Origin of the sequence: Massilia genomosp. 1, from assembly GCF_011682185.1 — a bacterium.
Classification (GTDB): domain Bacteria; phylum Pseudomonadota; class Gammaproteobacteria; order Burkholderiales; family Burkholderiaceae_D; genus Telluria_A; species Telluria_A rubra.
The window spans coordinates 22,688-48,309 of the sequence record NZ_WHJF01000045.1; the positions used below are offsets into that span (position 1 = coordinate 22,688).

Annotated in this window: 18 protein-coding genes; 8 read left to right on the forward strand and 10 right to left on the reverse strand. The window is 65.5% G+C overall.

The features are described from left to right. Window positions 1-9: 9 nt before the first annotated feature. From F1735_RS17550 to F1735_RS17575, 6 genes are all read right to left on the reverse strand, one after another. Window positions 10-1,260, reverse strand: coding sequence for a glycosyltransferase (locus F1735_RS17550; RefSeq protein WP_167238133.1), 1,251 nt, complete (start codon window positions 1,258-1,260; stop codon window positions 10-12). Then, the gene (locus F1735_RS17555) at window positions 1,257-1,907 is read right to left on the reverse strand and encodes a class I SAM-dependent methyltransferase (RefSeq protein ID WP_167238134.1); all 651 of its coding nucleotides are present in this window, start codon (window positions 1,905-1,907) and stop codon (window positions 1,257-1,259) included. Before F1735_RS17555 ends, F1735_RS17550 begins: the two co-directional genes overlap by 4 nt. Beyond that, window positions 1,904-3,874, reverse strand: a complete 1,971-nt coding sequence (locus F1735_RS17560) for a glycosyltransferase (protein WP_167238135.1) — start codon at window positions 3,872-3,874, stop codon at window positions 1,904-1,906. The genes F1735_RS17555 and F1735_RS17560 overlap by 4 nt, the downstream gene beginning before the upstream one ends. A 2-nt stretch (window positions 3,875-3,876) precedes the next feature. Then, complete coding sequence (locus tag F1735_RS17565) at window positions 3,877-4,911, reverse strand: DUF4214 domain-containing protein (protein WP_167238136.1); 1,035 nt, start codon at window positions 4,909-4,911, stop codon at window positions 3,877-3,879. Between the two features lie 62 nt (window positions 4,912-4,973). Next, window positions 4,974-5,801: a hypothetical protein gene (locus tag F1735_RS17570; protein WP_167238137.1), complete on the reverse strand. Its 828-nt coding sequence runs from the start codon at window positions 5,799-5,801 to the stop codon at window positions 4,974-4,976. A gap of 204 nt (window positions 5,802-6,005) precedes the next feature. Next, window positions 6,006-6,338 carry a hypothetical protein gene (locus F1735_RS17575; RefSeq protein ID WP_167238138.1) on the reverse strand — a complete coding sequence of 111 codons (333 nt, stop codon included), beginning with the start codon at window positions 6,336-6,338 and terminating at the stop codon, window positions 6,006-6,008. Between the two features lie 919 nt (window positions 6,339-7,257). Here F1735_RS17575 and F1735_RS17580 point away from each other — a divergent pair. From F1735_RS17580 to F1735_RS17590, 3 genes are read left to right on the forward strand one after another with little or no spacing between them, the layout of a single operon-like run. Beyond that, the gene (locus tag F1735_RS17580) at window positions 7,258-10,071 is read left to right on the forward strand and encodes a S8 family serine peptidase (protein WP_167238139.1); all 2,814 of its coding nucleotides are present in this window, start codon (window positions 7,258-7,260) and stop codon (window positions 10,069-10,071) included. A 9-nt stretch (window positions 10,072-10,080) separates the two neighbouring features. Next, on the forward strand, window positions 10,081-11,880 hold the full coding sequence (locus F1735_RS17585; protein WP_167238140.1) for a serine protease: 1,800 nt from the start codon (window positions 10,081-10,083) through the stop codon (window positions 11,878-11,880). Continuing rightward, the gene (locus tag F1735_RS17590) at window positions 11,877-14,852 is read left to right on the forward strand and encodes an ATP-binding protein (RefSeq protein ID WP_167238141.1); all 2,976 of its coding nucleotides are present in this window, start codon (window positions 11,877-11,879) and stop codon (window positions 14,850-14,852) included. The genes F1735_RS17585 and F1735_RS17590 overlap by 4 nt, the downstream gene beginning before the upstream one ends. A gap of 54 nt (window positions 14,853-14,906) precedes the next feature. Here the strand turns inward: F1735_RS17590 and F1735_RS17595 are convergent, their stop codons facing one another. After that, entirely contained in the window at window positions 14,907-15,179 is a 273-nt protein-coding gene (locus F1735_RS17595) for a hypothetical protein (RefSeq protein WP_167238142.1), read from the reverse strand. A 135-nt stretch (window positions 15,180-15,314) separates the two neighbouring features. On the opposite strand from F1735_RS17595, the gene F1735_RS17600 reads away from it, so the two are divergent. The 3 genes from F1735_RS17600 to F1735_RS35725 all read left to right on the forward strand — a co-directional run bounded on the left by F1735_RS17600 (window position 15,315) and on the right by F1735_RS35725 (window position 19,387). Next, on the forward strand, window positions 15,315-15,560 hold the full coding sequence (locus F1735_RS17600; RefSeq protein ID WP_167238143.1) for a hypothetical protein: 246 nt from the start codon (window positions 15,315-15,317) through the stop codon (window positions 15,558-15,560). A 171-nt stretch (window positions 15,561-15,731) separates the two neighbouring features. Then, on the forward strand, window positions 15,732-18,740 hold the full coding sequence (locus F1735_RS17605; protein ID WP_229505832.1) for a M12 family metallo-peptidase: 3,009 nt from the start codon (window positions 15,732-15,734) through the stop codon (window positions 18,738-18,740). A gap of 83 nt (window positions 18,741-18,823) precedes the next feature. Next, entirely contained in the window at window positions 18,824-19,387 is a 564-nt protein-coding gene (locus tag F1735_RS35725) for a cohesin domain-containing protein (RefSeq protein WP_222853009.1), read from the forward strand. 125 nt (window positions 19,388-19,512) lie between these two features. Here F1735_RS35725 and F1735_RS17615 read toward each other — a convergent pair whose 3' ends face one another. Continuing rightward, window positions 19,513-20,721, reverse strand: a complete 1,209-nt coding sequence (locus F1735_RS17615; protein WP_167238144.1) for an epoxide hydrolase family protein — start codon at window positions 20,719-20,721, stop codon at window positions 19,513-19,515. A 163-nt stretch (window positions 20,722-20,884) separates the two neighbouring features. Here F1735_RS17615 and F1735_RS17620 point away from each other — a divergent pair, with 163 nt between their 5' ends. Beyond that, the gene (locus F1735_RS17620; protein WP_167238145.1) at window positions 20,885-21,541 is read left to right on the forward strand and encodes a TetR/AcrR family transcriptional regulator; all 657 of its coding nucleotides are present in this window, start codon (window positions 20,885-20,887) and stop codon (window positions 21,539-21,541) included. Window positions 21,542-21,567: 26 nt separating this feature from the next. Beyond that, window positions 21,568-22,011: a hypothetical protein gene (locus F1735_RS17625; protein ID WP_167238146.1), complete on the forward strand. Its 444-nt coding sequence runs from the start codon at window positions 21,568-21,570 to the stop codon at window positions 22,009-22,011. A 229-nt stretch (window positions 22,012-22,240) separates the two neighbouring features. Here F1735_RS17625 and F1735_RS17630 read toward each other — a convergent pair whose 3' ends face one another. Together F1735_RS17630 and F1735_RS17635 are read right to left on the reverse strand one after the other, a co-directional pair. After that, the gene (locus F1735_RS17630) at window positions 22,241-24,751 is read right to left on the reverse strand and encodes a TonB-dependent receptor plug domain-containing protein (RefSeq protein ID WP_167238147.1); all 2,511 of its coding nucleotides are present in this window, start codon (window positions 24,749-24,751) and stop codon (window positions 22,241-22,243) included. 231 nt (window positions 24,752-24,982) lie between these two features. Next, window positions 24,983-25,618: an ankyrin repeat domain-containing protein gene (locus tag F1735_RS17635; protein ID WP_167238148.1), complete on the reverse strand. Its 636-nt coding sequence runs from the start codon at window positions 25,616-25,618 to the stop codon at window positions 24,983-24,985. Between the last annotated feature and the right edge of the window lie 4 nt (window positions 25,619-25,622).

Sequence of the window (25,622 nt, forward strand, 5' to 3'; positions counted from 1 at the left end):
CGGTTGCGGCTAGCTGGCCCCCAGCCATTGGCGCTGGCGCGCCAGGCACTGCGCCAGGTCGGTGTCGGGCAGGTGGCGCGGCTGGCGCGGATCTTGCGGGCCGGCCGCGCAGCGTTCGGCCAGGGCGTCGGCAAAGGCGGCGGCGTCGAAGAAGGGTACGGTGTGTACGTCCAGGCGCGCGGCGAATTCGAGCACGGGCGCGGTGGCCGAGGCGATCACCGGCAAGCCGGACAAGGCCGCTTCGAGGAAGGACCATGACAGCACGAACGGCACGCTCCAGTAGGCGTGCATGCGGCTGATGCTGAGCAGGTCCAGGTACTGCGCCGGCGCCAGCTGGCCGGTGAAATGCACGCGCGCCAGGTCGATATGGTCGCCCACCTCGGCCAGCATGTGCTGTTTCCAGCTGGCGCCGCCGGGGGCCGCGTGGCCGTAGCCGCCGGCCTCGCCGCCGGCCACGATCACGTGCGCCTGCGGGCGCCGTTGCAGCAGGTCGGGCAGGGCGCGCATGAACACCTGGAAGCCGCGCATCGGCTCGAGGTGGCGCGCCACGTAGCTGACCACTTCGTCGCCGGGCTGGAAGGTGCGCATGGCGCCCTGCGCGAGCGGCAGGGCCAGGCGCGCAGCGGGATTGAAGCGCAGCCGTTCGCTGTCGACGCCGTCGTGGATCACGCTGATCTTGTCCTGCGCCCAGGCCGGATAGGTGCTGCGCTGCCAGTGCGTCGGCGAGAGGGCGGCGTCGGCCAGTTCCATGCTGAGCAGGTTGGTGCTGTTACGCAGGCGCAGGCGCCAGCGCTCGGGCAGGCTCAGCGGCGGCAGCGAGGGGTCGAAGCCGACATCCTGGCCTTCCAGCGCATAATAATATTCGCAGTAGATCAGCAGCCTGGCGTGCGGGAACACGTCCTTGATGAACAAGGCCTCGCCCCAGCCGGGATGGGCATAGATGACGTCCGGCGTAAAACCGTCGCGCTGGAGCTGCATGGCGCAAGCGGCGCAGGCTTCGGCGTAGCGCACATGGGTTTCCTGCTCGGCCAGCAGTGGATGGGTGTCGGCGCCGGCCGCGCGCAGCAGCTGGTAGCGGCGCAGGGTCACGCCGGGCGTCGTCACGCCGGGCGTCGCCACGCCGGGCGTCGCCACGCCGGGCGTCGCCGCCCCGCCGTGCAGGCCGAGCGCCACCACCTGCATGGCGGGATCTCGCGCCAGGTCGGCCGCCAGGTGCAGGAACTGGGCCGGAAAATTCTGGTGGATGAACAGGATCTTCATTGCATCACCCCGGCCAGCTCGTCCCACACGGCGGCGCCGGTGGCGGGCATGCAGGCCAGCGCCCACAGGTCCCAGCGCCTTCCCTCGTGTACGCGCACTTCGGCAAAGCCGGCGCCGAGCAGCTTGCGGCCCAGGCTGGCGGCGGTAAAACCGGTGCGGTGCGCCATGTGGCGGTGGCCGGCGGCCAGCGCGGCCTGGTGGCCGAACAGCATGTCGAGCGGGCTGATCGCGCCGGCGGCCGACTGGTACAGCGGCGCGTCGAGCTGGCCGGCGGCGATATGCAGGGCGATGGCGCGCAGGTCGGGCAGGGTGATGAGCGCGTAGCCGTCCGGGCGCAGCACGCGCCGGAACTCGGCCAGCGCGCGCGGCACCTCGAAGGCGTCGAGGTGCTCCAGGTTGTGGGCCGAGTAGAGCGCGTCGACGCTGGCGTCGGCCAGCATCGACAGGTCGCAGATGCTGGCCACGATGTCGGGCGCGACGCCGGGGTCGATGTCGAGGCGGATTTCGTGCCATGCGGGGCCGAGCCAGCAGGCCGGCAAGGCGCGCCCGTTGCGCGCACCGCAGCCGACGTGCAGCAGGCGGCGCACGCGCGCGCCGGCGCACGGGTTTGGCGGGGGAGTCGGGCGGGCCGCCGCGCCGTCGCTCATCGGGCGCCGGCCTGGGCGAAGCGGAACGGCGCGGCGGCGGCCGGCGGCACACCGAGCCAGGCGCTGAACCAGTACCGGGCGTCGAAGGCGGGACCGAGGCGCACCGTGTCGATCCCGGCCGGGACGTCGTCGCCTTCGCATACGAGCACCACGGCGCAGGCGCCGATGCTCAGCAGCTCGGTGTCGCCCAGCAGCGCTTCGCCGTGGCGGGTCGCCGCCGGCAGGGCGTCGACCACGCCGGTGCCCCACAGCAGTTCGCTGACCTCGCCGATGACCAGCAGGCGCACGCTGTCGTCCTTGCGCGCGGCGACCAGGCGCGCCAGGGCCAGCACCTGCGCCGCCTGCGGCGAGCCGATGCGATGGCGCCAGAGCGCGATGCGGGTGCAGGACGAGGCCGCGCTCGTGCCTGGGGCGCAGGCGGGGGCCGCTGGCTGCGCGGCGGGCATGGGCGCCTCGGCGCCGCCCGCGCGCACGGCCAGGGCGGCGCGCGCCGCAGCCAGCGGATCGGTGCGCAGGAAGCGCTGGTACTGGGGGTAGTAGTCGGGATAGCGCGCCACCAGCACGGCGCGGTTCTGCTGCACCCGCAAGTGTTTTTCGGCGCCGAACGAGACGCCGCCGGCGTGCGCCACGAACACGCCGGTGGCCACGACATGGCGGTAGCCGGCGGCGCGCGCGCGCAGGCACCAGTCGACCTCCTCGCCGTAGCCGCGTTCGAGCGCGGCGCCGTCGAGCGTGCCGATGGCGGCCAGCGCGCCGGCGCGCATCAGCATGGCGAAGCCGCAGCAGGCCGGCACCTCGACATCGACCGTGGCGCCCTCGCGCTGCAGCGCGGCGGCGGCCTCGTCGAGCTGGCGCAGGCGGGCCGGGTCGGGCACCGGCGCGGCGCGCGCGATGTCGGGAAAACTGCTGATTTCGCCATTGTTCGACCAGGGCGTCACCGACCCGATGTCGGGGGCGCGGTAGAGCGCGGCGCGCAGGCGCTCGAGCCAGTCGCCGTGGACCAGGGTGTCGGCGTTGAGCAGCAGCACGTCGTGCCCGGCGCAATGGCGCAGGCCGCGATTGACGCTTTCGATGAAGCCGAGGTTGTAACGGTTGCGCAGCACGCTCACGCGCGGATGCGCTTCCAGGGTGTCGAGCCAGGCCGACAGCGCGCTCTCGCCGCTGGCGTCGTCGATCAGCAGCAGGCGCGCCTCGATGCGGTTGGCGGGCAGGCTGGCCAGCACGCTGGCCACGCAGGCCTGCGCCTGTTCCAGGCCGCGATACAGGGGCACCAGTACGGTCAGCGGCGCTGCCGGCGCCGGCGCCGGTGCAGCGCTGGCCGGGCGCGGCGCGGCGAACACCAGGGGCGAGCCGGGCAGGCAGGCACCAGCGCCGGGCAAGGCCAGCGACCAGACCCCGTGCGGATGCGGCGGCGCGAAGCGGAAGCGCGCGCCCTCCAGGCGTACCTCGTAGTGCTGCCCGCTATGCTCGTCGTGCAACAGCAGGCTGGTCGCTGGCGTGGCGTCGAACAGCATGCCTTCGATGTCGGCGCCGTTGCGCCAGCAGGCCCCGGCCGGGGCCAGGCCGGCCGACTGCGCGTGCGCCAGCAGGCTGGCGTGGTTGCCGGCCCGGCAGCGGCGCGGCAGCAGGGCCGGCGCCAGCGACGCCACCCGGGCCGGCTCGCCGGCGGCCAGCCAGGCAGCCAGCAGCTTGTCTTGCATGTTGGGGTCTTGCGGATCGCGGCGCCAGGCGCGCAGCCACGCCGCCGCGCTCAGGCTCGAGCCGAGCGATTGCAGGATGACGGCGCGCAGCAATGCCGGCGCCACCAGGTCGGCATGGCGCCGGCACAGCGCTTCCGCGCCGAGCAGGGCGTCGGCCGGGAAGCCGGCCTGGAAGGCCCCGACCGCGCGCGACAGCAAAAAGTCGTCGCGCAGGCGTGGCGAGCGCCAGGCCGAGGGCAGCGCCGTCGCCGGCGCGCTCGCCACCACGCTCAGACGATATTGTGAACGACGGTCACCGATCCGACCACGACCGGCTCGACGTGGGCGGCGGTGCCTTCCAGGCTTTGCCCGGCGTCGGAGACGAAGCCGGCCAGCACCGATGCGCGCGAGACGCCGCTGTCGAGCACTTTGGTCCACCATGCAAGGCCTTCGGCATCGGGCGCGCGGTCGAAGGTGTTGCGGTACAGGGTAGTGAGGAATTGCTGGTTGTCCTGAGCCGGCAGGGCCTTGTACTCGGCCGAGTTGAGGAAGCTCTGGGCAATGCTTTCCAGCGACACCCCGGCGCGCGCGGCGTCGAGCCAGAAATCGAGACCGCCGGCGTCCGGCGTGCGACCGAGCGCGGCTTCGTAGATGGTGGCCACCCCGGCTTCCTTGAAATCCTCGGCGAACACCAGCGCCTGGGTGCCGTCGAGCTGGACGAACTGCAGGTTGGTGATGTCGGTGGTCTTGAGGTCCTTGAGGTTGGTGACGATGGCGTGGCCATCCTTGACCGTGACCTTGTAATCGGCGGCGTTGCCGCTGAGCTGGACGATGGCGTTGCCGGTCCCGCCGACCACGGTGCTGTTGCCCAGTCCGGCCACAACGGTGTCGTTGCCGCCGCCGGTCTGCACCACGCTGTTACCGCTCCCCAGGTTGAGCTGGGTGTCGCGCGTATCGGCGAGCACGAACTTGTCGGGGCCGTTGGTGCCGACGATGACGCGGTCGACCTTGTTGTCCGGCACGGAACCGGTGCTCTCCTCGAACCTGACGTTGACGCCGCCCTTGCCCTGGAACACGATCACCGGAGCATTGGTCGGTGGCGTCATGGCCGCGACGAAATTGTCGGACGAGTTGACCAGCACCACTTCGGCGCCGAACGGGGCTGTAATCTTGCCGTTGGTGTCGGGCGCGACGGTGTCGAAGCGCACGGAGTTGTCGACGGCGGCGGTCAGCTGCAAGATGCGGTCGATGGTGCCCTGGGTGAAGATGAGGGGATTGATGCCACGCAGGGTAGTGGTGGCACTCGCGCTCGGTAATTCATACATAAGTAATTCTCCTCTTGTCGTTGAGACGCCTGCTCAAGCCGGTCCTGGCGACCGCACGCCGCTCAGGAAGCGAGTTGCTGTGCGGTACCGTTGGACTTGAACACCTTGGTGCTGGCCGATTCCTGCCAGGGATTGCGCTGGGCGCCGACCTGCTCGTCCAATGTTGCGCTCAGGGTGACTGCCGTCAGATGTTCGAGCCCGGATGGCCCGCTCAGCGGTACGGCAGATTGCAGCGGCACCTGATAGCCGCCGCTGAAGTACGCTGTACCATCGAGCCGCCATTGACTGGCGCGCGGGCCGATCAGGGCGAAGGTGACAGCGATGATGCGGCGCGCTTCGCCGCGGGTACCGCAAAATTTTCCGCTCTTGACCATCGGCAGTGCGCCGCCGCCTTCGACCACGATGTTGTAGGCCAGGTCGACGCCGTCGGGGCGGTCCGGCCACACGACCTGGAAGCCTTCCAGGCGCAGCAGGCTGCGCGGGTCGCCGAGCAACTCGCCGGGCGCGGCGATGACGTCGCCGTCGCGCTCCACATGGCCGATCAGGGTGATGCCCTGGGCGCCGATCTGGATGCCGCCGGCCGCTGGCGGCGCGTGCATGATCGCCCGCGCGGACGGGACCGCGGCGCTCGCGCCGGGACGGTCGAGGCCGATCTGGTCGACGCGCAGCGCGGGGATCGGATCGCCCTTTTGTTCAAGAAATGCGGTCACGAGCAGGCTGACCGGCCCGCCGCTGACATGCACGACGATGCAGTCGCTGCCGTCGCGCAGCACCGCGTTGTGGGTGCCGGCCGTGCCGAGCGTTTCCAGCGTGCCGTCGCCAGGCGCGCCGGGAGCGCGTGCGATGGAGAGCGGCGCCATGCCCTGCTTGGGATGGCGCAGGATATACATGCCAGGCTGAAGTAAAACTGTGGAACCAGTAATTTCCATACGGTACGCCACCCAGAAGAATTAGTTGATTGGCTAAGTTTCTTATGCAAAAACTATAGCGCAAAGCAAGGGCGCGCACGTTCCGACTGCTAGCTATTTTTTTCGGGTGTTGTAAAACGGGGGAGGATGCGGCGCGTACTGCTGAGCTAGCGCGCCGCCCGCGAACTACCAGCGATAGTTGGCTGTGGCGTGTACGTCGCGCCGGTCGCCCGGATAGCAATCGCCATCGCTGCAATTGCCCAGATGTTTCTTGTCGAACAGGTTGCGCGCGTTGAGCCACAGCGCCGCCTTGTGGGCCGGCACCTGGCCGTTCTTGCGCCCGACCAGCTTGGGATTGGTATCGCGCGTGACCCTGGCGTCGGTGTAGCTGTAGCTGGCGTCGGTGCCGAGCGCTTGCAGTTCGCCTTCGGCGGTTTCCACGATGAAGGGCCGGGCGGCGCGATCCTTCCCGGTCTTGATCAGGATGTCGTCGGCGAGCAGGCGCACTTTCTTTCTCACTGGATGCCCCAAATCATTCATGCGTTCATCATTTGTCAAGCAGGTACGGCGCGAACCTCGACGCGCATCGCCATGGGAGGACATCGCGCCCGTCAAACCCGATTTCTATGAGCGCTTCGACTTGCAGCGCCGACTCTTCCATGGTGGATGGGATATACGACGGCACGGTATGCCACATAGCCAGGAAGCGCTCGCGGAAGGAGTCATACCGCTGAAAATCGCACGCGCCTTCCCGACAATGATGATCCTTTATTTGTGCGGCCCGGAGTCGCTGCCGAGTGCCAGGGTCCAGTACGAAATCGTCAGCGTCACCTCAGCTCTGTTCCATGTGTACATGCTCGCTTTGCGAGGTGTCGACACCATCGCAAGACTGTTTTCGAGGAATTTTTCAATAATGCGAATGATGGGTCGGGTAGCTGGGTACCGGTTGACGACCGGTTTGCTGCTCGACCTGACTCGCCCGCTAAAGCTAGCCCCGCATGTCCTGTCCGAGGTGTACGAGAGGGCAGGACGGTGGCATGCAGCCCCCTGCGACCCGAGCTGGCTCGCGCGGCTTGCAGGCGTGCGCGATTCTATCCCCAGGCTGCCCACAGCACTGACGCATTTTAACAATGCCACGCCTCCCGGACGATCGTCTGGAAGGGATGGGCATTGCTGACAAGCGGTGCCGCAAGCGGATTGCGTACTGCCTTCGTATTGATTCCAGCCGTTCCTGTCTGCGAGTGGACAAGGTGATACCCAGCCCGCGCGCGCAGCGGGCGGAGCTTGCGGCACATTGCGCTTCCGGGCACCATCCATATGGCCTTGGTTCACCAACACAAGTACCAAATTTACAACAAATTCCAATTGTGACAAAGTGTGATTTTGTTGGTTTGGAGACGGCGCATAATTTGTGTTTTCTTTGTGAAAGGAAAAGATTATGCAACTGAATCAATTTCGCGCCTTGCTGGCCATGGTACCGTCCGAGTCGGCTGCAAATCCAGACCTTTTCCCACCGGAAGAATTGCGGTTTGTCCTGGAGTCCACCATGCTCCCGGACTTGCACGCGCAGTCGGCTGCCGTGGCTGCACTGCTGCACACCCAGGCATTTACCTTGGCGCCGCTCGCAGATGGATGCGTGGTGGAGCGTTTTACCGTGTTACGTTTTGCGGGCCTGGAACGGACGCTCAACAACCACGACCTGTTCGAGCTGTCGTATGCACTGTGCGATGCCTTGCATCTGGTTTCGGTGGAACCGGATCTCGGAACCGACTTCTATGTCGACCCGGAGGATCCTATCGGGGCCCTCAGGGAAACCGCGTTTGTCGAACCTTTGTGCCAAGTGTCGACCGTCGCGCCGGAGGACCGTCTATGGTCACTGCGCACCATTTTCGCCCAGGCGGCATGGAAGAAGTCACAAGGCGCTGGCATTTTGATCGGCCACCCCGATACAGGCATTGCCAAGCACCGCGAACTCGAAGGCGACATGTTTGACCTGGCGCGCGGACTTGACCTCATTGACGGCAGCAATCCTCCCGAGGATTCGCTGCGTTCAGGCATGGCCAATCCGGGCCATGGAACCGCGACGTCGAGTGTGATCGCCAGCCGGCATGAAGGAAACATCGACGGTGTCGCGCCCTTGGCAACCATCGTGCCGATTCGCTGTATCGAAGACGTCAAGGTGTTTAACCAGGCGCCTGTCGCCGCCGCCATCGCCCATGCTCACAAGGTCGGCTGCCATGTGATTTCGATGAGCCTGGGCGGAGTGCCAAGCCGCGCCATGCATGCCGCAGTAACGGCCGCTATTTCCGATGGCGTCATCGTCCTGGCCGCAGCGGGAAACTGCGTGCGCACGGTAGTCTGGCCGGCACGCTACTCCGAGGTCATCGCTGTTGCCGGCAGCAACATCAACGATATCCCCTGGCGCGGCAGCTGCCGCGGGGCCGCGGTCGATATTTGCGCCCCAGGCGAACAAGTGTGGTGTGCCAAACGCTCGCAACCTGACGAAGATACGACGGGCGTCAAGGCCGGCCAGGGCACCTCCTATGCCGTCGCGACCATTGCGGGTGTCGCCGCACTGTGGCTTGGCACACACACGCCGGAAGCCGTGCGCAAGGAAGCGAAAAGTCGCGGCATTCCCGTCCAGGAGCTGTTCAAAATCGTACTGCAAACGACGGCGCGCCGCATCAAGGGCTGGGACTCGGACAATTTCGGGCCGGGCATTGTCGATGCGGAAGCGGTCGTCAACCTCGCGCTGGCCGATATTCCCGTACCGCTGCAGCACGAGCTGGCATACGATCCGGCACGCAGCACCCGCGCCATGCTGGCCGATGAATACGGTGTTCCTGGTGCAGCGGACAGGTTCGACTGGAACCGCTATGGCAGCGAACTGGCCGCCATCAGTCTGGCACAAGCCAAAGCGGGCGCCAGTCTGGCTGAGCTGACCCGGGAATCGAAGACCACCCGCACCCGGCCATCGGCGCAACTGGCGCGTGCGGTCGATGACGCCGGCCTGCCTTCGCTGCGCAAATTCGGCATGAGCCTGGGCGGCATGACTGCCGTGTCGCGACCCTTGGTGAACCTGGTGCGGCCATCCTGGCCGGAGGTGCTTCGTCACGCCATTGCCGCCGTCCCGGGAGCGGGACTGGAATCGAGCGCTGGCGCCTACGATGGCGTGCGCACCGGCGCGTACCTGCAAGGCGGAGGCGTCCAGGAGCAGCTGACACGCGTAGAGGGCATCCTGTCAACGATGGGAACGGTGAGCCATGCGCTGCGCAGCAAGGTGCTCGATGGCGCCGACGAAGCGATCAAGTCGACCTTGGGGGGCACGCACCTGACTGCGCGCGCGATCTTTGGTCTTGAAGCGCTGGTCGCCTTGACCGGCCGGCCCGCGCTGCGCGCCGTGGGTGGCGCCATCAATCTGGACGACCCGCGCGCCAGCGAGTGGCATGACCGCCTGTACATGCCGTTAAAAGACCGGACCCTGGCTAAGGCGATCGCCGCCGTGGGGCGGATCGACGATGGAGGACGGCATGTCGGCACCGGTTTTGTGATTGCCCCGGGCCTGATTCTGACGAACCGTCACGTGCTGCAGGAAATCGCCGTATCGGTACCGAGCAGGAATTTCCCTACCGGCTGGCTGCTGGAAGGAGACGACATCACCATCAATTTTGCCGACGCGCCGGGCGCGGCGACGGAGGCGTCTAGCTTCCGCATCAAGTCGGTTGTCGCATGGGGCGAGCGCTACATTGAAGAGCTCGGCCTGGAACTCACCCGGCTTGATGCCGCGATCCTGGAGGTGGAGCGCGTGAATGCGGCAGGCGCAGAGCTTCCCGCCCCGCTCGTTCTGTCAGATAACCGGAACCGGGTCGGCCGCTATGCCGAAGTCGTCACGATCGGGTACCCGGCGCGACCCGGCAGCCTGCCGCGCACGCCCGCCGGTGAGGTTGATACCGCTGTCGCCGATCGCCTCGCCGAGTTGTTTGATGAATACAGCGTCAAGTATGTTTCGCCCGGCGAGATCATGGTCGCTCCCACGTTTACTGCAGGCGATGAACACATGTGGACAATGCGCTATGACGCCACCACGCTTGGCGGCTCCTCCGGATCGTGCGTCGTGGCGCTGGCTCCGGGGCTAGGTGTGGTCGGCCTGCATTTCGGCGGCTCGTGGATGCGCGCCAACTTTGCCCATGCCCTCGCTGCGGTCCGATCGTCTTGGCCGGGATTGGACGCGGCGGGGGTCACCTGGAAATAAGGACAGTTGATGCCAAAGAAAGACTACGACCTGGCACACTTAGCCGGCATGGTAGTGGCCGAGCGTCGCCGTTTCGCCGAGATCCATGATCCCTTGTCGGTACACCATGGCGGCCAGAAGCTCATGATGCTGCCCTACCTCTATCCTGCGCCGCCGCAAGGATCGCCGCCGTTTCTGCTCGCGCTACAGTGCGCCAACGAAGCTGGATGGATTGACGAGCTGATTGCGGAATTGCTCATCGGCGGCGCCATGAAGGCATTGCCCGAGCCGGTTCGCCAGCGCTTTGAACCGCAGGCCGTCGCACGCGCGGATTTGGGATTCCAGGATGTCGGCTTGCAGAACGCCGGTGGCGCGAAAGCCCGGCGCAGGGTGTGCATGGTCACGGTAGCCGGACAGGGAAAGTCGGTGCACGGATCAGGATTTCTGGTCGGTCCGCAGATGATACTGACCTCATGGCATGTCATTGCCTGTTTGCTCGATGAGACTGATCCCGGCAAGGCTGCGGCGGACAGTCACAAGAAGCTCTCCGTCCAGTTCGATCACTGCACCGGAGCGACAGCATGCACCGTCGCCGTGGCCAAGAACTGGCTGGTGGACTCGAGCCCGTCGCATGAAAGCGAACGCTTTCAGGCAATGGACTACGACATCGACCAGATTCCTGCCGGTTTCGCCGGATTCCTCGATTACGCAGTGATCCGCCTGGCCGACGCGGTGGGCCGTGAACGCGGCTATTACCGGCTCGACAAGCTGGCCAAGCCGGTCGTGCCCGAACCGGTGACGGTGTACCAGCATCCCAACGGCAGCCCACTGCAAAGCGCGCTGGGCGCGTCAAAATCGTTGTGGCCGGCAGGTGTTGAGACGCGCTTGCACCATGATGCCAATACCATGGGTGGAACCTCAGGCGGCCTGGTACTTGACCAGTTCTACGAGCCGGTGGCCCTGCACCAGGCCGGCATTACCCTGGCCGACCGGACGATCTTGAACTCGGCCATTCCGATCGCCTGCATCGCGCGTCCGGAGATTCCTTTCGATACGGTCGATGGCGTCGATCCGATCTGGCGCCTGCGGCGCGACGGCCGGCCGGTATTCGGGCGCATGCCGTTTCAGCGCTTCATACTGAGCGGCAAGACTCACAGCAGCGCCATAGAGGACGCGAGGGTCGTCATTGTGCGCGGTGAACCCAAGAGCGGCAAGTCGTTTTCGACAGCCATCCTGCGCGAGCAATTGCCTCCCGCTGAGCACGTGATCGTCGAGGTGTCGGCGAAGGTGGCGCCCGCCGGCGCCAGGGACATGGCGGCAATGATCCTGGACCAGGCAGGATTGGGTCCTGCCATCGGCAACCGGCTGCCGGCCCTCAATGAGGCCGATACGGCGGTGGACGCGTGGGTGCGCGACGTCCTGATCAAGGAATTCAAGTCCCTGCTGGCGCAATTCGCGGGCCAGCGCAAGATCTGGATTGTCATTGACAACCTGGATGACTGTCCCTTGCCCGAGACCGATACGCTGTTTTTCATCGAGCGCCTGCTGGACGGCGTGGCTGACGACGATTTGCTGAAGTTTGTCCTGATCGGTGGCGCGCGCTATGCGGCTTTGTGTCCCCAGCGTTATCTCGCCACAGACGATACCGGCATGATTGGCGTGCAAGAGGTGGCCGCAACCATCCGGCTGCGCTCAGTCGCCCTGCACGATCACGACACGTCTGACTCCGAGCGCCTTGCCTCGCTCATTGTAAGCGCCGCTCAGCGAGGCCCGGGACGCTATATTGACGCCTTGATCAACGCCTATCACGATTTGCCGGAGGGTGGATGAACACGTTTGCCCTTACCGACGTTGATCGACAGGACCTGGCACGCATGGAAGAACGTGCCGCCTTTCTCGGCCATTTCAACCCCATGACAATGGCGTCAACGCCAGCCGCAGATTCCAACATGCACTTGCTGGTTTCGCTGTCCGAGTGCTGCGACGAAGTCCTCAACGAGGGAAACCTGGCGTGGACGCTCACCCCCGATGCGCGCACTGCGGTCTTCGAGCGGCTGTATAGTGAGGAACGTCTTCACGAGGCGGCGACCCTGGCCAAAGAACACCAGGTCGATGAGAACGATCTACTAGGAAAGTGGATCGTCAAGCTCGTGCTGGATGAGCCGATCGATCTGCCGGGCCTGGCGCTCAATGAAATCAGCCAGGCTCGCATTGCTAAGGGAATGGTCAGTAACTACCTGGAACACCGCATGCCGGATCTCGACATGGTGTTGGAACGCAAGGTAGCTGACAACGCGCTCGACTTGGTACGCTCATCGCGCCTGCTCGGCCGCGACACTGAACTTGCTGCGCTGCGCGAATTTATGCTCGCACGCGGCCCATCGCGCATGCAGTCAAACGCCCTGATGCTCGGCGGCGTCGGCGGCAGCGGCAAGTCCGCTTTGCTGGCCGAATGTGTACGCCGCGTCCGTGGCACGGATTGGAGCGGCCCGATGGTGGCTTGGATCGACTTCGACCGCGCATTGTTCTCGCGTTTTGATGAGACAGTCATGATGGCAGAATTGGCCCGGCAAATCGGGCTGTCCTTGCGCGACAGCGAAGGCGTACACGCATTCCGAGTTGCCCTAGGAAAAATGGAAAGCTCATCGTCGTCCGCAAAGAAGCGCAGCTTCCGCACACGCGCGTATGAGTCCACCAATGCGCAGTCGCTATGGCGGCAGTATGTCGAGCCCACTCTGGCGGCGGGGCGCCACCTCGTCCTGGTACTCGACACCTACGAAGAAATGGTCATGCAAGGGCGAGACGTGCTAGAAACGATCGCCAAATGGCTCGACTCGCTGCGCAGCGAATTCCAACTTCACAGCCTCCGAGTGGTCTTTAGCGGTCGCGAGATCGCTGACCTGCCGCGCGGAAGTTCCTTACGTTTTGCGCCGTCGTTGTTGTTGGGCGACTTGTCACGGGTTTGGGCGATCGAGCTGCTCAAGCAGCATGCCAGGGTCGATGGCACATGGATGAATGGCGAACTCCTAGTCGAGAAATTCGGCGGCAATCCGCTTGTTCTTAAGATCATAGGTCGGCACCTGTCCGTTTCCGGGCTTCAAGCCGCGGTAGATCTGCTCGCTGATGACTACCGGCCGGGAACGAACGATCCGCTTGCACAAGGTGTGCTCTATACACGTATTCTTGGGCGCCTGCGCTCGAAGGATCCTGACCTGAAAAGATTAGCACATCCCGGGCTCGTGCTGCGACGGGTGACGCCGCAGTTGATCGCCGCAGTACTGGCCGATCCGTGCGGTCTAGGGCCGATCGCGCAGGCCCGGGCCGACGAATTGTTTGTGGCGCTGGCCGAACAAGTCTGGCTGGTCGACAAGGAGAGTTCGGGCGTTCTGATCCATCGCAAGGACTTGCGAAACCTGATGCTAAAACTGATGGAAGGCGACATGCTCCACAAAGCTCGCGCCATCCACCGTGCTGCCGCTGCTTACTACAGCGAAGGCAAGGATCCGGTGCTCGATCGGGCGTCGCAGCACATGGAAGCGCTATACCATCAGCTTTTTCTGGGAGAGCTGCCCCAACTGCCGTCTGACCATGCTGCAAGACTTCTCAATTGGGTCGGCACGGACATCGGCTGCGCGCCGCCTGAGGCGCGCGCTGGTCTGAAGTACGCTGCGTCGCTTCAATTGTCAGAAGTGGAACAGGGTACCCTCTCGGCGGATATTGCTCATTCCTATCACGACGAGCGGCTCCACAGCGCCTACGACGCCGGCGTCGAGACGCATACTATTGCTGGCAGTTCGACCCATCAATCGAACGTTACGGGATCACGAGTTGGACGCTTCCAAGTGCTGCAGGCCTTCATACAGGGCGACTTCGATTTGATCGGCTCGGTGTCCGAAGAAGTAGTCGAGACCGCACTCGCCTCCCGTAATGACCATCGACTGTCCGGGGAACAGCGCGATCTGGTCGATTCCCCCCTGTGGTTCGTCGCGCTCGCTGCTATTCGCAATGGCGACGCGAAGAAACTGGCGCGCTATATTTGTGCCCACCCCCTCTACCTTCATGCCGATAGCGAGCCCTGGATCAGGGACGTGCGCCATTCGATCGCTTATTCGCGCGCGCTCGATACAGTGGTCAGGCTGCTATCGGCAACGATTGCGTTACCCGAACGCCCCCCAGCGGACATTCCTGGTCTAATCCGGACTACCGATGAATTGCGTGCCTACCAACTGCTAGGTTACGAAATAGGCGGCTCAGGAAGCGTGGCGATCTCGACTTATCTGCTCCGCTACATGCAGAAATCGTTCCGGCGCTTCGCCAGTGGCGGCGACGGCCCATCAGGATTCTCGTTTGATCATGACACATGGGCACTGCCGGAGTCGCCTGACGCTCCGCTGACTCTGGGCGATATTGCGCAGGGAGTTTCTGGCGCAGGGTCGATGCGGCTTGCCTCCAAGCCGGCGACAGCACTCGGACGCAAACTTGCACTAGGCATCATTCCTGAGTTATACCCTGCCATTCGTGGCGCGCTCCACCAGGCCGATGACCGGCGCCTTGCGCAGATGGCTGCCAGGGCGCAGTTGCTGACGGGGCCATCGTGGCCTGTAGAGCTTGGAGAAAAGGAATTTGCTGCAAACCTGGCACATGACCGCGAAAAGTGGACGATGGTTTTAATCGAGACTGCAGATCGATACGGCAAGCTGGAAGGCATTGTTCTCGACTCGCTCAGACTATGGGATATGTTTCGAGGCAACAGCCAACTGCAAACGATCGTCATACAGTTAGAGCGGCGCCTTCAACGATAGGGGACGTCCTAAGCCCGACTTTGTCCAACTATCTTGCGTAGCAGACGGCTTCTGTCAGGCCCCGAATAGGGCACGCGGGATTTTCACCCTATCGCAATGGCTCCCCGACCCTTTGTAATTCTCTTCACTCCACAGCGAGCGGCGCACGAATGCGATGGTGTCGGAGAAGGTCGGGCTGTCCTTGGCACGCCAGGCGGCATGCCGTGTCATCAGTATGTCATGTTCCAGTAACTGCTTCGCTGCCAATGCCACAAGCGAATACAGTGCGAGGATGACTGGGGTGCTGCATGCGATGGCACGGTCGGACCATTGCCGCTGTGTTTCCATGCCCCGTCGCCGCGCTGGTCAACGCCGACGAATCAGGCCTGCGTGTGGCTGGCCAACTGCACTGGCTTCATATCGCGGCCAACGACACGCTCCGCTCACTTGGTACGGCGCGGGACAGCCACTGCGAGCTTGCATTTGACACGTAAGCCAGCAACACGGGTTCGGGGTGCGCTGGCGATGTATTGCTGCTGGGCCTACTTCACCAGCGCAGTTGGCATGCCTTCGCTGAAGTTGAACGTTGCTGCAGACCATGAAGGGCAGGAAATCATGCATTTCCAGGGTCGATCATTGGCGATTCCTGACCACGCCTTGAGCGTGGAATCCCTCCTTGATACCCACCCGGCATGTCCCAAGCCGGTTGTTGCAAATATTCAAAATTAATCTTGTGTCAAATGCCAATCCAGCAATACTATGAGCTCGGTTTAGTTGCTTTATTTGCAGCCAGGCCAGGGCGGCTTTTTTGACCAAAAACATGCCCGTTGAATCGGAACAATGCGCAGGAAGACATCTCACCACGACCAACATATTCACCGAGCCGCGAAAGGGCACCGCATGACAATGAAGCCTTGGAATCCGCTGTACAACGGCGGGTTGCAACATCCGCGTAACGCCGCATGCAAGAAATCCTCCCTTGCCCTGTGTATTGCCCTGGCCTTCGCCGCCGCCGCGCCCTTGGCGCAGGCTGCCGTGGCCGCACCGGCCGGCGCGCCGGTCTCGAGCCAGCGCGCCGCCCCGTACTGGCAGGATGCGACCGTCTCGAGCGGGCGCATGGGCATCGCCAGCGCCAAGACGCCGGCCCTGTCGCTCAAGCGCTTCCGCGGCGCCACCCTGGACGCGGCCGGCATGGCTTCGCTCACCGCCAGCGCCCCGCTGGAACGCGACAGCAGCATGATGGCCAGCATCCAGATCATGTCGTTGCCGCACCCGGATGGCGGCTACCAGCGCTTCACCCTGGTCGAGTCGCCCATCATGGAAGCCGCGCTCGCCGCCAAACACCCCGGCATCAAGACCTACAAGGGCAGGGGCATCGACGACCCGAGCGCCACCTTGCGCATGGATATCACCCCGCTCGGCTTGCACGCCTCGGTACGCTCGGCCAATGGCGGCTGGTATGTGGACCCGTACTACCATCTCGATACCAGCCTGTACGCCAGCTACAAGCGCAGCGACCTGATCAACCAGCACGGCCCGCTGGTCGAAGGCGCGCTGCCCGAAGCGCAACTGGCGCTGTCGCATTCCTTCTATAAAGAAGGGGTCCCGGTCGAGGTGCTCGGCACCGGCTTCGCGCCGGGCGCCACTGTCAACCTGAGCGTGCGTGGCGAAGGCGACACGGCCACCCTGCACAGCGCCGCCGCCACGGCCGATGCCCGGGGCACGATCCGCGTGACCCTGCCGGCAGGCCGGGCCGGCGCGTTCGACCTGAGCGCCACCGATGGCCAGAACACCAGCGCCGTGCCGTTCCGCGTGATGGATGGCGCCATGGCGCCGAACGTGGCCGTCAGCGAGCAGCTGCGCACCTACCGGCTGGCGCTGGTCACCGACCCGACCTACGCCACCTTTTTCGGCGGCGCGGCCAACGTCACCGCCGCCAAGGTCACGCTGATCAATCGCGTGTCGCACGTGTATGAAGACGAGACCTCGATCCGCCTGGTGCTGATCGACGCCACCGACGCCCTGAACCTGGACAGCGCCGCCCAGATGACCGAGCCGAACGGCCCGTGCGGTGCGGCGGCGTGCTTTACGCCGACCCAGGCCGAAGGCTGCGGCAGCGGCACCTTGTCGCGCAACCGCGTCGTGACCGGCTTGCTGGCCGGCGCCGGCAACTTCGACGTCGGCCACATCGCGCTCGGCCTGAACGGCGGCGGCGTCGCCAGCCTGGGCGTGGTCGGCGCGAACGGCAAGGCGCAGGGCTGCACCGGCCTGCCGAAACCGATCGGCGACTCGTTCGCGGTCGACTATGTGGCGCACGAACTCGGGCACCAGTTCGCCGGCAACCATACCTTCAACGGCGTCATCTCCAATTGCAGCGGCGGCAACCGCAATCCCGGCACCTCGGTCGAAGTGGGCAGCGGCTCGTCGATCATGGCCTACGCCGGCATTTGCGGGGCCGACAACCTGCAGCCGCACAGCGATCCGTACTGGTCGCAGCGCAGCTTCGACGAAGTCGTCGCCTATACCTCGAGCGCCGAATCGATCCTCAACGAAGTGCAGGTCGCCGCGCTGCGCGGTTTCAATACGGCCGGCCAGCAATTCCGCATCAAGGTCAATGGCAATCTGTCGGCGCCGATCGTCCGCGGCACCAACTACACCACGGCCGGGGTCAAGGCCGCGCTGGAAGGCAGTCCGGGCTGGCCGGCGGGCGGCACGGTGACCGTCAGCGCCCTGAGCGACGCGGCGTTTACCGTGACCTTCAACGGCAAGCTGGCCGGCCTCAATGTCGCGCCGCTGCAACTGGTCGACTTCACGGCGGGATCGAGTGGCTTCGTCGGCGAAGTCGCCGTGGGCGGGCCGACCACGCGTGGCGGCAGCGTCGCCGCGACGGGCAACAACGCGCCGGTGGTGACGGTGGCGGCCAGCTACACGATTCCGGTGCGCACGCCGTTCGCCCTGACCGGCAGCGCCACCGACGCCGATGGCGACCCGATCACCTACATGTGGGAGCAGAACGACCGGGGCGCCGCCGGCGGCACCGGGCTGACCAGCAACGCCAAGCTCAATGGCCCGCTGTTCCGCCAGTTCGGCACGCGCGCCACCGTGAGCGCCGCCGCCACGCTCGAGTACAACTCGCCGGGCGAAAACCACACCACAAGCGATCCGACGCGGGTGTTCCCGGACCTGGCGCAGATCCTGTCGAACAACACCAACGCGGTGACGGGCGCGTGCGCGGTCGCGGCCACGCCGCCGAGCCTGGCCGACATCGAGTGCTACTCGGAATATCTTCCGACCGCATCCTACGTCGGCCTGGCCGGCACCAACGCGGCGCCGGCCTCGCTCAACTTCAAGCTGACGGCGCGCGACGGCCGGGGCGGCGTCAACAGCGCCAGCACCGCGCTGGTGCTCGCGCCCGAGGCCGGCCCGTTCCTGGTCACGTCACCGAATACGGCGCAAACGCTCGATCCGGGCTCGCTGCAGACCGTCACCTGGAACGTCGCCAACACCGACGTGGCCCCGGTCGGCGCGGCCAGCGTGAACATCGCGCTCTCGACCGACGGCGGCAAGACCTGGCCGGTGTTGCTGGCCGAAGGCGTACCCAACAACGGCAGCGCCCAGGTCACCCTGCCGGCAACGCCGGCGTCGGCGGCGCGGATCAAGGTGGAAGCGGTGGGCAATGTGTTCTTCGACATTTCCAACGCCGACTTCGGCATCCACCTGGCGGGCGACCAGAACGTTGACGGCAATGTCGACTGCGCCGACCTGGCGCTGGTCAAGGCCGCTTTCGGCAAGCGCACGGGCCAGGACGGTTTTGACGCGCGCGCCGATGTGCTGGCCGATGGTGTCGTCAACGCACGCGACCTCACTTACGTAGCGCAGCGCCTGGCCAAGGGCGCCGCCTGCAACTGACCGAAGCACGGCCGGCCGGGTGCATGCGCATCGGGCTGGCCGTTACCGCATATTGAGCCCTACGGGGCATGAGGATGAATCAGATGACGACATTCAAGAAACTCTTCGCCGCCATGATGCTGGCCGCGTGTACGCAGGCGTTTGCCATTCCGACGCTGTCGGTACACGCCGTGCCGGCCCCGGTGGTATCGGGCGGCAAGGTCGACCTGGCGGTGAACATTTCGGATATTACCGACCTGTACGGCTACCAATTCACGCTCAGCTTCGACGCGGCGCTGCTCAAGGCGAGCGGTGTCAAGGAGGGGACGTTCTTGAGCGGTGCAGGCACGACCTTCAGCGACGGCGGCACGATCGACAACGCGAGCGGCACGATTTCGTTCGTGTTCAACACGCTCGTTGGCGCGGGGCCGGGCGCGTCTGGCAGCGGCCAGTTGGGGCTGTTCAGTTTCGATACCTTCGGCAACGGCAATGCGGCGCTGACGTTTTCCGACGTGCTGTTCCTGGACGCCAAGCTGAACGAGATTGCCGTCGTGGCCGATGGCGGCTCGGTGCGGGTTGTGCCCGAGCCGGGGAGCTTCTTGCTGATCGGGATCGGGCTGGCGGCGGCGGGCGTGGTGCGGCGACGCCAACGCAGTGCCCAGGGCTGATTGATCGCACTGGCGCGCGACAGCGCAGCCTGCAAAGGAAGCGCCGCCGTCGCGCCAGTGTCAAGGCAGAGAGATGGACTGAACAACAATGGCGTCCGATGGGTTGGCAGCCACCCCCGTCGTGCTTACCGGGCGGCGCTGCCCTGCAGTGATCGACCGGCGTCGATATGAACGCCGCTCTGTCGGGCGAACCGGAACGTTGCCCGGACCTCGTCGATAAAGTCCGCCGGCTGCTCCAGCGCCGCGAAGTGGCCGCCGCGTTCAAGCTCGTTAAAGTGGGCCAGCCTGGAAAAACGGCGTTCGGCCCAGCGCTTCGACAGCCTGATCTGCTCGCGCGGAAACATGCTGATGCCGGCCGGGGTCGCCATCGGCCCGGACGGCATGCCGCCTTCCCGCATCGCCTGCATGGCTTCCCAGTACAGGCGGGCCGAACTGGCGCCGGTGTTGGGCAGCCAGTACAGCATGATGTCGTCGATCATGTCGTCCGGTTCGAATGCGTTGTCGGCGTTGCCGCCGCTGTCGGACACGTCCTGGAACAGCGCATAGATCCACGCGGCCAGTCCCGCCGGCGAGTCCGCCAGGCCGAAGCCGACCGATTGCGGGCGCGAACTTTGCAGCTTGTAGTAGCCGGAGAACTCCTGATCGTAGCGCCGGGCGTCGTCCAGCATCGCCTGTTCGGCCGGCGTGGCGTCGTCCCGCTCCTGTTCGGTCGGCTGGAACATGACCATGTTCAGGTGAATGCCGATCAAGCCCGGCGGCGCCATGTAGCCCAGCGTGGTGGTGACGGCCGCGCCCCAGTCGCCTCCCTGCGCCGCCCAGGTCGCATAGCCGAGGCGCGCCATCAAGCTCGTCCAGGCCTGCGCGATGCGGCCGATGTTCCAACCGCCGGTGGTCGGCTTGCCCGAAAAGCCGAAGCCCGGCAGCGAAGGAATGATCAGGTGAAAGGCGTCGCTGGCCTGGCCGCCATGCGCGACCGGGTCGGTCAGCGCGCCGATCACCTTGCGAAACTCCAGCACCGATCCCGGCCAGCCATGCGTGAGCAGCAGCGGGACCGCGTCCGGCTCGGGCGAGCGCACGTGCAGGAAATGCATGTCGAGCCCGTCGATCTCGGTGCGGTACTGGCCGAGCCCGTTAAGCATGGTTTCGCAGCGGCGCCAGTCGTAGCCGTCCTGCCAGCGGGCCACCAGCGCGCGCAGCTTGGCCAGTTGCGGTCCCTGGCTGGTGTCGGGCACGGTCTCGGCATCGGGCCAGCGGGTTTGCGCGAGGCGCCGCAGCAGGTCGTCCAGCTCGGCCTGGGGAATGGACAGATGGAATGGATGGACTGCGTCGGACATGGTGTTTCCCTCACGGTGTGCATCGCCTGGCCGGCGGCGGCAGGGCAGGTGGGACGCGGGTACAATCAGCGGGTTTGCTGGATTTAAACTGAACTGAACGGTTCAGTCTAGATTAACACAGATTCAATTCGAGATGAGGAACGACGGCGTGGGGAAGGACAGTATGGACGCGGTAGAACACGACAAGCGCGGCGCCGGAGGGCGGCCGGCGGCGGGGCGCAAGGGCGAGGTCGATGCCCGGCTGCTCGACGCGGCGACGCGGCTGTTCCTGGCCTTGGGATTCGACGCCACCAGTTGCGACCAGGTGGCCTTGGATGCGCGCGCCGGCAAGGCCAGCATCTATGCGCGCTATGCCAACAAGGGGGCGCTGTTTGCCGCAGTCATCGAAAGCAATCTTGCGCGCCTGTTTGCGGCGCCCGACGCGCTCGACGTTGACGACAGCCCCTTGCGCGAGCGCATCACAGCGGCCACCATGAGCGTGGTGGAGCAGGCCTTGCAGCCGGATGCGGTCGCGTTGCTGCGCCTGCTCGTCGCGGAAGCGCCGCGCTTGCGCGACATGGCACTGAGCGCCGACCAGCTGCGCTGGCGCATGGGCGTGGGGCGGGTTGCCGGCGCCATCGCCGCGCGCTCGTCCGAACCCGGCGCGATCGCCAGGGCGACCGTGCCCGCTACGCAGTTGATCGACATCGTGCTCGCGCCGGCATTGCTGCGCGCGCTGCTGGGTGAGGATGGGGGTGGGCTCATGCAGAGCGCGAAACAGTGCATCGGCGCGGCCATCGACTTCCTGGCTGCGGGCGGAGCCTTGGACAGCTGGGATTAAGCTGCCTCCCCGAATATTTTCTACAAATGACAAAAACTGACGCGTCCGTATTGAATGAACTATCCCGGCTGGAGGAGCAGGCAATTGTCGTCGAGGATTTTGATGAAGGTGGTGACGCCCTGCAAGCGCTGGCGAAGTTGGATAAAGCGCGTGCGCGGGAGGTGGCATTGAGGATCCTGCGCGAGGAGATCGGCGACGTGTATTATCAGGCCTCCGCGTTTGATGTTCTTTATGGTATTTCTGCGCCAGATGCGGTTCGGTATATGGAGGCAGGCGCCACGACCGTCGATCCCTATATCCTGGGTAGGATGCTTACCGAGATTGCCGTCGATTCGGGCTATATCGAACATCAGGCCCTTGTGGCGAAGGCGGTTCCGCTACTGCGCCGCGCGCTCGCAAGCCGGACCACGAAGGAGTTAAGCGCAATTGAGGCATCCATAAAACACTTCGATGAGACGTATCCTGCCTAAATCCGGTGTCAGGTCTGACATTCGGACACGAACTCAGCATAAGGCGGCCAGCCGTTTGCTTTTCAAATCCGGTGTCAGGTCTGACATTCGGACACGAACTCAGCATAAGGCGGCCAGCCGTTTGCTTTACGCTCGAGCTCGTGTCCGTTTGTCAGACCTGACACCCGGTTGCGACACCCGGTTGCATGGCTACGACGAGATCGTCGCGCGCTACGGCGCCAGATGAACGTCAGAACTTGTAGCTGGCCCGCGCGTACACGAAGCGTCCCGAGCGGCCGAACGGCGCGCGGTTGGCGTACGGCACCGCCGCCGTGGTGTTGAGCGAGGCCGGCACTGGGTCCGAATACACGTCGAACAGGTTGTCCGCACCCAGCGCCAGCGTTGCGCCGCCCGCCAGCGTGTAGCGCGCTTCCAGGTTGACCACGGTCTTCGGCGTCAGCCAGAAATCGCTCGCTTGCGTGCTGCCCGCCGACAGCACCTTGCCGTAACGCGTGGCGTTGAAGGTCGCGCCCCATTGGGCCAGCTTCCAGCGCGCGCTGGCGCTGATCTTGTTCTTCGGCTGGCCTTCTTCGATACCGAGCACGTTTGCGCGCCCGAACAGGGAAGGCGCCGGGCTCAGCGCCGCGAGCTGCTCCGTGACCGGTACGCGCGTCACCTCGGTGCTGTTGAAGTTGCCGGCCAGGGTCAGGTCGATCAGGCCCGCAGTGCTGCGCAGCGGCCAGTTCGCCACCACGTCGACACCCGTCGTGGTCGAGTTCACGCCGTTGATGAAGAAACGGCTGCCGCCCACGCCGCTGTAGCCGTTGGCGCTGAGGAATTGGCGCACATTCGCTTGCGTCAGGTTTTCACTGAGCACGATGCGGTCGCGGATCTTGATGCGGTAGGCGTCGACCGTCAGGCTCACCGGGCCGATGCGGGCCACCGCGCCAAGCGCCAGGTTGACCGATTTTTCCGCTTCCAGCGGCTTGGCGCCGAGCGCGACGGCCACCGGGTCGTCGGGACGGAAGGTGGCGATATTGAACGCCGCGCCGTCGATGAAGGTCATCGCCGTCGATGTGTAGAACTGCTGCTGCGGAGAAGGTGCGCGGAAGCCGTTTTGCAGGGAGCCGCGCAGGCCGAACGCCGGCGTGAAGTCGTAGCGCGCGGCCAGCTTGCCGGTGACGTTGCTGCCGAAGTCCGAATAGCGCTCGGCCCGCACCGCCAGCGAGGTCAGCAACTCCGGCGTCAGCTTGGTTTCCAGATCGAGGAAGGCGCCGATCGAGTGACGCCCGCTGTCGATGGCGTTGGCCGGGGTGTAGCCGGGGAACACTTGCGAGCCGGCCGCGCTCGGACGTCCGTCGGCCAGGGTCACGCCGCCGTAACGGTAAGAATCGGGCTCGCCGGCCCACAGTTCATAGTTTTCGCGGCGCGCTTCGGCGCCCACGGCCACGTTCAGCGGCGCCGGCAAGATGGCCACGCTGACCGGTTTGACGGCCGAAAAATTCAGGGTCAGCTGGTCGTAGGCAAAACCGCCGGCGTCGAAGGCGGTCTTGCTGGTCGCGCCGAGCGAGCGGTTGAGCGAGTTTTCGACCGTGAACGCCATTTTGTTGCGGCCGAAACCGAGCGAGGCGTCGAAGTCCCAGCCCTGCGCGCTCCAGGCCAGCCCGCCGGTGGCGCTGAAGTCGTCCACCGTCGGCGCGATGACGGGCAGGTAGCCATCCGCATAGACCGCGACGATGTTTTCATCTTGCAGCGGACGGCGGAAGAAGCCGGCGGCGCGCGAATCGCGCTTCTGGTAGCTGGTCGAGCCGTACAGTTTGGCCTCGCCCGATAAGGGCATGCCGGCGTTGGCGAAGATGGTCGATTGGGTCAGTTCCGGCTCGCCGCCCCAGGTGTTGTAACGGTTGATGGTTTGCTCGCGCGGGTCGAACTTGCCGTTGATAAGGGGATACTGCTGGCGCACGTCGTACGCGCTGCGCTCGGTATGCGATTGCTTCTTGTATTCGGCCGCCACGGTCAGGAAACCGTCCTCGCCCAGGGTAAAGCCTTTCCAGCCGCTGACGGTGGTGGTCTGGCCGTCGGTGCGCTTGCGCTTGTTCGGCACGTCGAGCGCCAGCCCGGCCGGCACGGCGCCGGTGTTGTAATCGTATTCCGACATGCGTGCGCCGGTGCTCACGCCAACTTCCCCGCCGCTGCGGTTTTCGCGCAGGCGCAAGTTGATCACGCCGGCAATCGCGTCCGAGCCGTACTGGGCGGCGGCGCCGTCACGCAGCACTTCGACTGTCTGGATGATGCCCGCCGGGATGGTGTTCAGGTCGGCCGAGGCCGAACCGCGCCCCACGGTGCCGTTGACGTTGACCAGCGCCGACGCATGGCGGCGCTTGGAGTTGACCAGCACCAGCGCCTGGTCCGGCGCCAGCCCGCGCAGGGTGACCGGGCGCACGGTGTCGGTGCCGTCGGTCAGGCCCGGACGCGGGAAGTTCAGCGCCGGCAGGGCGGCCGACAATGCCTGGCTGACTTCGGTCACGCCATTGTTGTTGATCAGGTCGGCCGACACCACATCGACCGGCGAGGCCGTATCGAGCACGGAGCGGTTCGACACGCGGGTGCCGGTCACCACCACGGCCGGCGGCGGCGTCTCGGCGCCGGCGCCGGCGTCGCCGGTCTGGGCCAGGGCCGGAACCCACAGCGACGCCATCGACATGGCCAGGATGCTGAGACGCAGACCTGGGGGCGCGCTTTGATAACCGTGTTGCTTCATTCTGTAGACTCCTCAGTGATGGGGCGCCGGCACTGCGGCCGAACGGGCTGCCACTATAAAGTCTGTTCGGTGTTAACAGAACGACGCATTTCACATAAGCTTAGAAGGGCCGGCCGGGTGCTGTTTTTTTCAGGCGATCGAGCAGCGCTTGCCCGACTTGCAGGGGGAGGCGGATTCTGGCCGGTGATCAATTCCCGGTCGGTGACCACGTCGCTGGTCCATGGCCGCATGCTAACGCCGGTGGAGCGGTGCCTTCATCGCCACCGGCGTCACCTCGAACAGCGCGAACAGCGCGTCGAGCGCTGCGCTGGCGGCGGCGACATGCTCCGCGCTGAAGACGGCGCGGGATTGCTCGAACCGCGTGCCGATCATCCTCACATGCTCCTTCATCGGCGCGCTGATCCGGGCGCCGGCCGCCAGCAGCTTGCCGGCGATGACGATCATCTCGGTCAGCTGCGCGTTGCGGCAGGTCTTGAGCGCCAGTTCCAGCGGCGTCAGGCCCTGTGCGTCGACGGCGTCGACCCGCGCCCCATGCGCGAGCAGCACGCCGGTGCTGCCGGCGCGGTGGCAGCGCACGGCGTCGTGCAGCGGCGTGGCGCCGGACGCGCTGGGGCGGTTGACGTCCGCGCCCAGTTCCAGCAACACCTCGATGCGGCCGCGCCAGCTGCATGCGCGCAGGTGCAGGGGCGTGTCGCCGGCGGTGTTGGTCGCGTACAGATCGGCCCCTTGCGCAAGCAGCCAGCGCGCCAGCGGGTCCGGGCACAGGTCGAAGGCCAGCGCGCTGCGCTTGTCGTCGCCGCCGCGGGCGTCGATCAGGCGCGTGTCGAACACGGCTTTCAGTTCATCGAGATCGCCCTTGTCGAGCATCGCC

What these genes read in the sequence shown, in the direction of transcription:
- F1735_RS17550 (WP_167238133.1), bottom strand. Translation starts at nt 1,260, where the DNA reads ATGAAGATCCTGTTCATCCACCAGAATTTTCCGGCCCAGTTCCTGCAC.
- F1735_RS17555 (WP_167238134.1), bottom strand. Translation starts at nt 1,907, where the DNA reads ATGAGCGACGGCGCGGCGGCCCGCCCGACTCCCCCGCCAAACCCGTGC.
- F1735_RS17565 (WP_167238136.1), bottom strand. Translation starts at nt 4,911, where the DNA reads ATGTATGAATTACCGAGCGCGAGTGCCACCACTACCCTGCGTGGCATC.
- F1735_RS17570 (WP_167238137.1), bottom strand. Translation starts at nt 5,801, where the DNA reads ATGTATATCCTGCGCCATCCCAAGCAGGGCATGGCGCCGCTCTCCATC.
- F1735_RS17580 (WP_167238139.1), top strand. Translation starts at nt 7,258, where the DNA reads ATGCAACTGAATCAATTTCGCGCCTTGCTGGCCATGGTACCGTCCGAG.
- F1735_RS17585 (WP_167238140.1), top strand. Translation starts at nt 10,081, where the DNA reads ATGCCAAAGAAAGACTACGACCTGGCACACTTAGCCGGCATGGTAGTG.
- F1735_RS17590 (WP_167238141.1), top strand. Translation starts at nt 11,877, where the DNA reads ATGAACACGTTTGCCCTTACCGACGTTGATCGACAGGACCTGGCACGC.
- F1735_RS17595 (WP_167238142.1), bottom strand. Translation starts at nt 15,179, where the DNA reads ATGGAAACACAGCGGCAATGGTCCGACCGTGCCATCGCATGCAGCACC.
- F1735_RS17605 (WP_229505832.1), top strand. Translation starts at nt 15,732, where the DNA reads ATGACAATGAAGCCTTGGAATCCGCTGTACAACGGCGGGTTGCAACAT.
- F1735_RS35725 (WP_222853009.1), top strand. Translation starts at nt 18,824, where the DNA reads ATGACGACATTCAAGAAACTCTTCGCCGCCATGATGCTGGCCGCGTGT.
- F1735_RS17615 (WP_167238144.1), bottom strand. Translation starts at nt 20,721, where the DNA reads ATGTCCGACGCAGTCCATCCATTCCATCTGTCCATTCCCCAGGCCGAG.
- F1735_RS17620 (WP_167238145.1), top strand. Translation starts at nt 20,885, where the DNA reads ATGGACGCGGTAGAACACGACAAGCGCGGCGCCGGAGGGCGGCCGGCG.
- F1735_RS17625 (WP_167238146.1), top strand. Translation starts at nt 21,568, where the DNA reads ATGACAAAAACTGACGCGTCCGTATTGAATGAACTATCCCGGCTGGAG.
- F1735_RS17630 (WP_167238147.1), bottom strand. Translation starts at nt 24,751, where the DNA reads ATGAAGCAACACGGTTATCAAAGCGCGCCCCCAGGTCTGCGTCTCAGC.
- F1735_RS17635 (WP_167238148.1), bottom strand. Translation starts at nt 25,618, where the DNA reads ATGCTCGACAAGGGCGATCTCGATGAACTGAAAGCCGTGTTCGACACG.